This window comes from Frateuria defendens (assembly GCF_001182895.1).
Taxonomy (GTDB): Bacteria; Pseudomonadota; Gammaproteobacteria; order Xanthomonadales; family Rhodanobacteraceae; genus Frateuria_B; species Frateuria_B defendens.
Map to the genome: position 1 here is coordinate 20,622 of NZ_LFQR01000018.1, position 7,258 is coordinate 27,879.

Genomic DNA, 7,258 nt, shown 5'->3' on the forward strand with positions numbered 1-7,258 from the left:
GAGAGGAGGCAGAGCGTTGCGCCTCGTATTCATCGCGAACGACTCCTTCTCCGCTGGAAGAGAAAGCAAAGCGCAGCACCCCACGCTCACCGCGAACCGCGCCCTTTCCCCCGCGGGCCTGATTAGCGTCGCATCTCAGTTGCCCCTCACCGTCATTCCGGCGTAAGCCGGAATCCAGTGCCTTGCTCGCCATCCCAAGGCGCTGGATGACCCGCTTCGCTGTTGTGAAGCGCCTCCAGCTTGCGCCGGGATGACGAGCAGAGCGAAGGCTGCTGAGACTCGACGCTAATCAGGTCCTCCCGGGAACGGGTTGGGGTGAGGGGGGACACCGCCGCTTCGTGCCGGCTCTTCCGCAAGCCCCCGCCCCAGCGCCGATCCTCCCGGAGATCCGTAGAAGAGAGAAGGCAAAACCCGCTCACCCCTGCGGCGCCGCCAGCCCATAGCGCTCCATCCGCCGGTACAGCGCCTGCCGCGACAGGCCCAGCGCCTGCGCCGCCCGGCTCACCACGCCGTCGGCCTTGTGCAGCGCGCCCTCCACCGCCTCGCGGCTGGGCTCGTCGAGGTTGCGCTGGGCCGGCACCACCGCCACCGCGGGCAGGTTGAGCAGCTCCGGCGTCACCGCGTTGCCGCCGGCCAGCAGCGCGGCGCGCTCGATCGCGTTCTTCAGCTCACGCACGTTGCCCGGCCACGGGTAGCCGAGCAGCGCCTCGCGCGCCGCCTCGCCCAGCGCCGCGCGGCCGCCCAGGAAATGCTCGGCCAGCGGCAGGATGTCGTCCGTGCGCTCGGCCAGCGGCGGCAGGTTCACCTCGATCACGTTGAGGCGGTAGTAGAGATCCTCGCGAAAGCTGCCCGCGCGCACCATCGCCTTGAGGTCGGCATTGGTGGCCGAGAGCACGCGCACCTTCACCTGCCGCGTGCGGCCGGAGCCCAGCCGCTCGAACTGCCCCGTCTCCAGCACGCGCAGCAGCTTCACCTGGCCCGACAGCGGCAGGTTGCCGATCTCGTCGAGGAACAGCGTGCCGCCGTCGGCCAGCTCGAAGCGGCCCTCGCGCGCCTTCTGCGCGCCGGTGTAGGCACCGGCCTCGGCGCCGAACAGCTCCGCCTCGATCAGCTCGCCGGGCAGCGCGCCGCAGTTCACCGCCACGAACGGCCCGCGCTTGACCGAGGAATTGATGTGCACGATCTGCGCGATGCGCTCCTTGCCCGCACCGTTGGGCCCGGTGACCAGCACCGGCACGTCCGCGCGCGCCACCTGGCAGGCAAGCTCGAGCGTGCGCGCCATGGCGTCGGAGGCGAACACCAGCCCGTCCAACTCGTAGCCGCGTTGCAGCGACTCGCGCCGCTTGCGCCGCTCGTTGCGCGCGCGCGCCACCTCGCGGGTGGATTCGGACAGCTCCAGCAGGTTCTCCACCGTGGCCACCAGCTTGGCGTCGTCCCACGGCTTGGCCAGGTAGTCGGCCGCGCCCGCCTTCACCAAGGCCACCGCCGTCTCCAGGTGTGTCCAGGCGGTGAGCAGGATCACCGGCAGGTCCGGGTGGCGCTCGCGGATGGCGCGGAACAGCGCCACGCCCTCCTCGCCCGAGGTGGTGTCGGCGGTGAAGTTCATGTCCTGGATCACCACGTCCACGTTGCCGCGCTCGAGCTGCGCCAGCCCCTGCTCGGGCGTGGCCGCCACCAGCGGCCGGATGTCGTGCAGCGAGAGCAGCAGCGAGAGCGCCTCGCCCACGGCCGGGTTGTCGTCGATGATCAGTACGCTTCGCATCTTCCGTCTACACATGTCCGCATGGATGCGGCTCCGGGTGGAAAGGTTGCCATGACTTGCGGCAGGGTTGGGCGCCAGGCCTGCAACGGCCCCGCCCCGGGATCGACGAGGCTGGCCTCGCCCGCGGCATTCTCCATCCCATCACACCGACCGCGTCGCCACCACCGGCGGCACCTTCGCGGCGCGGCGCGCCGGGCTGAGCACCGCCAATTGGCCGAGCAGCCACATCGCCAGCGCGCCGGCCGGCAGGCAGGCGAGCGGCAGGCGCGGCACCTCGTAGCGCTGCATCAGCAGCAGATTCAAGGCCACCGCCAACAGCAGGCCCAGCACGATGCCAGCGCCCACGATGAGGAAGTTCTCGGCCAGGAAGTAGCGCAGGATGTCGGCGCGCGTGGCGCCGACGGCGCGGCGGATGCCGATGGTGCGCCGGCGCTGCTGCACCCAGAAACTGGCCAGCCCGCCGATGCCCAGCGCGGTGACGAACAGCAGGCCCGCGCCCGAGGCGAGCAGCAGGGCGATCATGGCGAGGTCGCGGTGAAAGTAGTCCCGCCGCAGTTCGGCATAGGTGCGCACCGAGTCCGGCGGAATGATGCGGTTCGGGGATAGCCGCATCAGCGCCTCCACCGCCTGGCGCAGCACGCGCCCGCGTTCGGCCGGGGCGCTGCGCAGCAGGTAGGTGATGCGGCGGTCGGCGGGCCGCTGCGGCCACAGCATGGTGAACTGGCTGGAACCGAGCGTGTTGAGGCGCGGCCGCACCAGCGTGTCCACCACGCCCACGACCCGGATGGGCTTGCGGGCGCCGGTGACCACGCTCTGCCCCAGCGCCTCCTTGCCGGGATACAGCCGCGCCGCCAGCGCCCGGCTGATGATGGCGACGGGCGGCGTCTGCGGATAGCCGTCCACGAACTCCTCGGCGCGGAAGTCGCGCCCCTCGACCAGCCGCAGGCCCAGCGCCTTGAGTTCGCCCGGCGTGCCGGCGAACACCGCCGGCTGCAGGCAGCCGGCCTGCTCGAGATTGCGCGCGGCTGCCCCACGCTCGAAGTCCGCCATGCTGGCGCAGGTGCCGTAGGACGACTCGCTGCGCCCGAGCGGCAAGGTGTCCACCACCACCGCGTCGGTAACGCCGGGAATCGCGCGCAACGCATCGAGATCCGCCTGGTGGCGGGCCAGCAGGTTCTCATCCTTGTCCACGCTCTCGCTGTCGAGCATCGACAGGCCGGCTTCGTCCACCCCGCTGTCGATACTGATCTGCGCGATGCGGTTGGCGACCATGAAGCCCGTGTTGCAGACGATGGCGCAGGTCACCGCCACCTGCAGCACCAGCAACCCGGCGGTGAGCTTGTGATGGCGCAGGGCGGCGAGGATGGGGCGCAATGGCATGACGGTCTCCTTTGCCTCACTGGGCCTTGAGCTGCAACGAGGGCGCGATGCGGCAGGCGCGCCAGGCCGGCAACAGGCCGGCCAGCACGCTCGCCCCCACGGCGAGCGCGAAGGTGCCGGCGAGCATGCCGGCGTCCATCTGCGCGAGGTGGGCGTAGTCGTCCGGCTGGCGCCGCACGCTCCACAGGCCGAGCTGCGCCAGCGCCAGGCCTAGCGCGCCGCCGGCCACGCCGATCAGCGCCGATTCCACGCCAAGCTGCACGAAGATGTCCCGCCGCCGCGCGCCCAGCGCCCGCCGCACGCTCACCTCGCCGCTGCGGCGCAGGAACTTGGCCAGCAGCAGCGCCACGATGTTGAGCAGGCACACCAGCAGGAAGCCGAGCGCCAGCCACAGCTGCATGCGCACGTCGCCCGGCACCAGGTCGCGTTGCGCGAGCCAAACCGACAACGGCGTCAGGCTGGCGTGCTCCGGCGGCCGCTCGAAGCGGCCCAGTGCCTGCTGCTGCGCCGAGTAATCGACCAGGAAGCGCCGGTAGGCTGCGGCCTGGCCGGCGTCCTTGAGCTGCACCCACACCTGCAGCCAGCTCATGCCGGGGCTTTGCAGATCAATGGCGCCATTCCAGCCGGATTGGTTGCCGCTGACATCGAGCTTGAGTTCCACGGCGGTGGACAGCGGCAGAAAGAAGAGATCCGCATCGCTGTAGAGCTTGGCCGAGGCATCGGCGTAGAACAGCGGGCGCGGGTGCCAGTCGGCGGCCACGCCGATCACGCGCAACGCCACATCGCCCAGCCGCACCGTTTGCCCGACACCGTCGGCCGTACCGAACAGCTTGCGGCTGAGGCTTTCCGCCAGCACCACCACGCGGGCGTGGCCCTTGTCCTCGGCGGCCGACCATGCCTGCCCATGGCGTAGCGGCACGCCGAACATCGGGAAAAAATCGGCGGTGGCGTAACGGCCGTCCGCATAAAAAGGCGACAGGCCCGCCCGCTCCGGCCGCACCAGCAGGTTGCCCCCGGCCATCGCCGCCTGCCGCTCGGCGCGGTGCGCATCGACCAGCGCCATCGCGTCGGGCCAGGTGAAGTTGACGCTGGGATCGGGGCCGTAAGGGCTGCGGTGGTAATCCCGCGGCAGCGGGTCCAGATGCGGCGCGTAGAGCGTGGCGCTGCGGCCGGGCAGCGGGTCGCCCGACATCACGTGCAGCACCGTGATCATCGTCATCGCCGCGCCGATGCCCAGCCCGATCGCCAGCACCATCAGCGCCGTCATCACCGGCGTGCGCTGCAGGCTGCGGCGGGCGAGGTCCAAGTAGTACGTCAACATGCTTCCTTCCCCTTGCGCATCCATCCCTACACCGACCGCGTCGCCACCACCGGCGGCACCTTGGCTGCGCGCAGCGCGGGGCCGAGCACGGCGAGCTGGCCGAGCGCCCACAGCACGGCGGCGCCCACAAGCAGGTAGCCGGGCGGCAGGCGGGCCAGTTCGAAGCGCTGCATCAGGAACAGGTTCAGTGCATAGGCGAACACCGCGCCCAGCAGCACGCCGCCGCTGACGATGAGGAAATTCTCGGTCTGGAAGTAGCGCAGGATGTCCCCGCGCGTGGCGCCCAGCGCACGGCGCACGCCGATCTGACGCCGCCGCTGCTGCACCCAGAAGCTGGCCAGCCCGCTCACGCCGAGCGCGGTGACCACCAGCAGGATCAGCATGATCGCGATCAGCATGCGCCCCACCGACAGGTCGCCGCGGAAGTAGTCCGCGCGCTGCTCCGCCATGGTGAACACCTTCTGCTCCACGTGGCCCGGGTTGGCCTTCTGCAGCGCCTCGGCCGCCGCGCGCAGCGTCTGCGGCAGGCGTCCGGGCTCGGCGCGGATCATGAAGGCGCCGCCCATGTCCTGCGCGCCGACGCGGTACTCGTACACCACCGCGTAGTCGTCTTCCGCCCGACCGGTGATCTCCCCGCGCAGGTGGTCCACCACGCCGATCACGCGCAGGCCCATGGTGCCGTCGTAGAACAGCCGGCCGACGGGATCGGCGTCGCGGTAGAGGCGCTCGGCCAGCGCGCGCGTGATCAGCACCGGCATCTGCGTGACCTTGCCCCAGCGGGAGACATCAGGCGGATCGTCCTCGGTGAAGTCGCGCCCCTGCACGATGCGCAGGCCCAGGGTCCGGCTCAGGCCCTGGCTGCCCAGGAACTCGTACACCCGCGCCGCCGTTTCCCTGCGCGACGCATCGGTGAACACCGGGCTCTGGTCGGCTCCCCACAGCGGCGGGCCGCCGTAGGCCGCCTCCTGCACGCCGGGCACCGCGCGCAGCGCGGCCAGGTCGCCGCCGACCGTGCCGGTGTTGTCGAAGCCGATCACGCCGATGCTCTGGATCACGCCCAGCTGCGCCTCCAGCACGCCGGTGGGCACCTGCGCCCGCCGCACGCCGCCGTAGACGATGAAGACGAGGTTGCCGAGGATCGCCATGGTCAGCGCGATCTCCAGCACCAGCAGCGTCACCGCCGTGCAGTGGCTGCGCAGTGCGGCGAGGATGGGGCGTATCTGCAACCACTTGCTCATAGCGATTTCACCTGCAGGGCGGGCACCACGCGCGAGGCGCGCCACGCCGGCCACACGCCGGCGGCGAGCGCCGCCAGCACGGCCAGCAGCAAAGCTGTGCCTAGCATGGAAAGGTCCAGCCGCGCCGAGGCGGCGAAGCTCACCGGCTGCTGACGCACCAGCCACAGCCCCAGCCAGGCCATCGGCAGCCCGGCCACGCCGCCGGCCATGCCCACCACGCCGGCCTCGACCAGGCACTGCGCGAATACCTGCCCGCGCGAAGCTCCCAGCGCGCGGCGCACGCCGATCTCACCCGACTTGCGCAGAAACTTGGCCACCAGCAGGCCGATCGTGTTGACGATGCAGATCAGGAACACGCCAAAGGCAATCCAGGTCTGCATGCGCACGGTCACCGGCACCACGCGCTTGACGTCCAGCCAGTCAAGCAGGCCGCGCAGGCGCACGTTCGGCGCGCGCTCGAAACGTCCCAACTGGTACTGCTGCGCGCTGTACTGCTTCAACGCGGCCAGGTAGCCGGCCACCTGCACCGGCGTGTCCAGTTGCACCCAGAACTGCGCCCAGGTGCACTCGGCCGCCTTCGGATTGTGGTCGCCCGCGCCGGGGTCGTTGCCCCAGCAGCGCATGGGGCCATAGCCGTAGTCCTGCGGCAGCTCCAGCCAGGTGAAGAATGGCAGGTACATCTGCTCGGCCTCGCCGAAGGCGCCGTGGCGGCCGTTGAGGTCGTAGAAGCGCGGCTGCGGGTTCCATGCCTCGACCACCCCGACGACGCGGAAAGTACGGGTGGCGATCACCAGCTCGCGGCCCACGCTGTCGGCGCCGCCGAACAGCCGCTCGTTGAGCGCACGGGAGAGCACTACTACTTGCGCGCGGCGTTCATCGTCCTGCGCCGTCCAGGCCGCGCCGTACACGAACGGCACGCCGAACATGGCGAAGAAATCGGCAGTGGTCGACCGCGTGGTGTACATCGCCAGCGCCCCGTCGCGTGCGTCCCGGCGTACCGGCAGCCAGTTGGCGCTCATCAGCGCCCGGCGACGCGCGGTGTCGAGGTGGTACAGGTTGACCGCATCGACGTAGGTGAGGTCGTCGGGCGGCTCCTCGTCCGCGGCCGCCAGCTTCGCCGGCCGCGGGTCGAGCTGCGGGTGGAACAGCACGTCGCTGCGCTGTGGCAGCGGGTTGCCCGACAGGTTGTGCAACACCGTCAGCATAGTGATCGAAGTGCCGACGCCCAGTGCGATCGCCAGCACCATCAATGCGGCCAGCACCTGGTTGCGCCGCAGGCTGCGCAGGGCCAGCTCAAGGTAATAGCCGAACATCCATCCTCCTTCGATCCTTTTTCCGACACCGCTTCGTGAACCAGAGCATCCGTATTCCCGGCGCGCACTTCCTCGACTTTCCGCCGACGCCCTCACACCGACCGCGTCGCCACCACCGGCGGCACCTTGGCTGCGCGCAGCGCGGGGCCGAGCACCGCCAGTTGTCCCAGCAGCCACAGCGACGCGGCGCCGATCGGCAGGTAGTACAGCGGCAAGTGCGGCAACTCGTAGAACGCCATCAGCA

5 protein-coding genes and 1 pseudogene are annotated in these 7,258 nt (G+C 70.5%); all 6 read right to left on the minus strand.

Annotated features, from left to right (window positions below):
• Positions 1-415: 415 nt before the first annotated feature.
• Positions 416-1,762: a sigma-54-dependent transcriptional regulator gene (locus tag ACH65_RS03245; RefSeq protein WP_049621143.1), complete on the minus strand. Its 1,347-nt coding sequence runs from the start codon at positions 1,760-1,762 to the stop codon at positions 416-418.
• A 141-nt stretch (positions 1,763-1,903) separates the two neighbouring features.
• Positions 1,904-3,142: an FtsX-like permease family protein gene (locus tag ACH65_RS03250; RefSeq protein ID WP_049621144.1), complete on the minus strand. Its 1,239-nt coding sequence runs from the start codon at positions 3,140-3,142 to the stop codon at positions 1,904-1,906.
• 16 nt (positions 3,143-3,158) lie between these two features.
• A complete protein-coding gene (locus ACH65_RS03255) occupies positions 3,159-4,463 on the minus strand; it encodes an ABC transporter permease (RefSeq protein WP_049621145.1) in 1,305 nt (434 codons plus the stop codon).
• 26 nt (positions 4,464-4,489) lie between these two features.
• Positions 4,490-5,701 (minus strand): ABC transporter permease, encoded by a 1,212-nt coding sequence (locus ACH65_RS03260; protein WP_049621146.1) that lies wholly within the window; start codon positions 5,699-5,701, stop codon positions 4,490-4,492.
• On the minus strand, positions 5,698-7,014 hold the full coding sequence (locus ACH65_RS03265; RefSeq protein WP_049621147.1) for an ABC transporter permease: 1,317 nt from the start codon (positions 7,012-7,014) through the stop codon (positions 5,698-5,700). The genes ACH65_RS03260 and ACH65_RS03265 overlap by 4 nt, the downstream gene beginning before the upstream one ends.
• A gap of 92 nt (positions 7,015-7,106) precedes the next feature.
• Positions 7,107-7,258, minus strand: a pseudogene (locus ACH65_RS21250) (ABC transporter permease); the annotation flags it as partial.

Excerpts from the sequence above, each read along its gene's own strand:
- ACH65_RS03245 (WP_049621143.1), bottom strand. The coding sequence starts at position 1,762 with ATGCGAAGCGTACTGATCATCGACGACAACCCGGCCGTGGGCGAGGCG.
- ACH65_RS03250 (WP_049621144.1), bottom strand. The coding sequence starts at position 3,142 with ATGCCATTGCGCCCCATCCTCGCCGCCCTGCGCCATCACAAGCTCACC.
- ACH65_RS03255 (WP_049621145.1), bottom strand. The coding sequence starts at position 4,463 with ATGTTGACGTACTACTTGGACCTCGCCCGCCGCAGCCTGCAGCGCACG.
- ACH65_RS03260 (WP_049621146.1), bottom strand. The coding sequence starts at position 5,701 with ATGAGCAAGTGGTTGCAGATACGCCCCATCCTCGCCGCACTGCGCAGC.
- ACH65_RS03265 (WP_049621147.1), bottom strand. The coding sequence starts at position 7,014 with ATGTTCGGCTATTACCTTGAGCTGGCCCTGCGCAGCCTGCGGCGCAAC.